Source organism: Arsukibacterium sp. (assembly GCF_033722355.1).
In the GTDB taxonomy this organism is placed as follows: Bacteria; Pseudomonadota; Gammaproteobacteria; order Enterobacterales; family Alteromonadaceae; genus Alishewanella.
The window spans coordinates 1-2,215 of the sequence record NZ_JAWVZF010000261.1; the positions used below are offsets into that span (position 1 = coordinate 1).

At 51.2% G+C, this 2,215-nt stretch carries 2 protein-coding genes and 1 pseudogene; all 3 read right to left on the reverse strand.

The annotated features are described in order from the left end of the window. Positions 1-674 (reverse strand): annotated as a pseudogene (locus tag R3177_RS14585) (hypothetical protein); the annotation flags it as partial. A 78-nt stretch (positions 675-752) separates the two neighbouring features. Beyond that, positions 753-1,757, reverse strand: a complete 1,005-nt coding sequence (locus R3177_RS14590) for a cytochrome d ubiquinol oxidase subunit II (RefSeq protein ID WP_318971735.1) — start codon at positions 1,755-1,757, stop codon at positions 753-755. Beyond that, positions 1,754-2,215, reverse strand: a 462-nt coding sequence (locus tag R3177_RS14595) for a cytochrome ubiquinol oxidase subunit I (RefSeq protein ID WP_318971736.1), incomplete at its 5' end; no start/stop codon positions are given. The genes R3177_RS14595 and R3177_RS14590, both read right to left, overlap by 4 nt.

Sequence of the window (2,215 nt, forward strand, 5' to 3'; positions counted from 1 at the left end):
AAATCGCCGGACATATTCAAGCCCTGGGTAAAACCGGTAATGGCAGGAAAAAACAGGGCAAAGGCCAGCCAGAACTGCTCTGCACCGGCGTTAACCGTCCAGTTTTCAGCCAGGGTCTGCTGACTGAATGTTAGACCTCCGCCAATAAAAAACGACAGCAGGCCACAGCCTACCAGAGTCATGGTGACAAACTGTAATTTGGTGGTCCAGTCAGCACCGAGCCAGGCAAATAAAAACAGCACCAGAGTAATAACCGACGCCAGCACACGGGCGCTCAGCCAGTCGGGTAACACAACCAGGTTGGCCAAAACTTCAACCAGCCCCATTACATAGAATGCAACGGAGATGGAAATCGACAAAAATAAAGTCAGGCCAAGCGCACCACCAAAGGCCGGTCCCAGTGTGCGCGAGATAACATAGTAGAAACCGCCTTCCTTAACTCTTATATCGGTCGCAATCACAGCCAGCGATAAGCCGGTCAGCATACATAAAATAAAGGCGGCACCAATGATCAGTAGCGTACTGGCCAGCCCGACCTCACCGACTACATAGCCGGTGCGTAAGAACATGATAATACCGACTATCGTCAGAATGCTGGGGGTGAATACGCCGGCAAAGGTGCCGAATAAATGGCGGCGGGGACTAATATCTCGGGTTCCGTGCGTTTGACTCATGCTGTGGCAGGCCTATTTGCAAAATGGTTAAATACCTCAAGCATAGACCATGCTCAACAGCATGAAAAACCTTTAGGATCAATAATATTTCAAACCATCCGCCTTACCTCTGAATGCGTAGTACGCCAGCGCGGTATAACCAGCAATCACCGGCACCACTAACACAGCGCCAAAAAAGATGATAAGCAATGACTCCCGTGAGCTGGCAGCCTGATATAAGGTAAGCTGGTTAGGCACCACAAACGGATAAAAACTGAGTGCCAGGCCAACAAAGCTGCAGATAAAAATAATATTGCAGATCAAGAACGGCAGCCAGGCGCCGGCATCATCAGGCAGTGGCAGACGTTTCAGTACCAGATAACCAATCACAAACATGGCAAAGCACAGTAAGGGTATAGCGGCGAACAGGTAGGCCAGCGGTGGTTCAGTCCATACCTGCAATGCATTGGCGTTTACCAGCGGATTAATAGTGCTGACCGCCAGAATACCGGCCAGCGTAAGCACACCGGCGGTTTTGCACTTGCTAATCGCCGCTGATTGCAGCTCGCCACTGGTTTTGCCAATCAGCCAGGCATTGCCAATCATCGCGTAAGCAGCCGTGACGCAAAGCCCGCTGAAACAGGCGAAAATAATGCTGCCGCTGCTGTATTCAAGACCCATCACATATATTCCGAGCATAAAACCCTGACTGAAAGTCGCCAGAACTGAGCCTGCTTTAAAGGTGTAATCCCAGCGGGTTTTCTGGCTGGCTTTGACTTTAGCCCGAAAATCAAACGCCACTCCCCGTAGTATTAAACCGAGTAATAATAAGGCTGCAGGCAGATACAAGGCATGCAAAATGGCACTGTGAGCAGCCGGGAATGCAACCAGCAGCAGGCCCACCGCCAGCACCAGCCAGGTTTCATTGGCATCCCAGAACGGGCCGATAGAGGCAATAGCAGTATCGCGCCACGGTTCATTATTCATTGGCAGCGTAATGCCGACCCCTAAATCATAGCCGTCTAAAATTGCATATAACAGAATCGACAGCGCAGTAAGACCACCGAAAATCAGGGCTAAATTTTCTGCTGTAAGCCAGTTCATACTGCTGCTCCTGTTCGTGCTTTGGCCGACCGGCTGTGTTTATCAGCCAGGCCCGGCAGGGTTAAATCATATTCTTCTACCTCAACTGCCCGGTTAGCCAGCCAGAACAGGGTTTTGATATAAGCAAGCAGTAACACCGCATACAGCACCAGATACATGGCCAGGGTCATGGCAACATGATCGCCGGCCACGGTGGTGACTGCATCGCGGGTTTTCAGAACGCCATAGACCAGATAAGGCTGACGGCCGATTTCAGTGACATACCATCCGGCCAGCGTTGCAACCCAGCCGGAGAAGGTCATGCCAATCAGGATTTTCAGTTGCAGTGGGCTGAAGGTTTTTTTACGCAACAAGCGGTAGCTGCCCCACCAGGCTGTCAGCAGCATTAACATGCCAATACCGACCATGACCCGGAAACTGTAAAATACCGGTGCCACCGGCGGATGCTCACCGGCAAA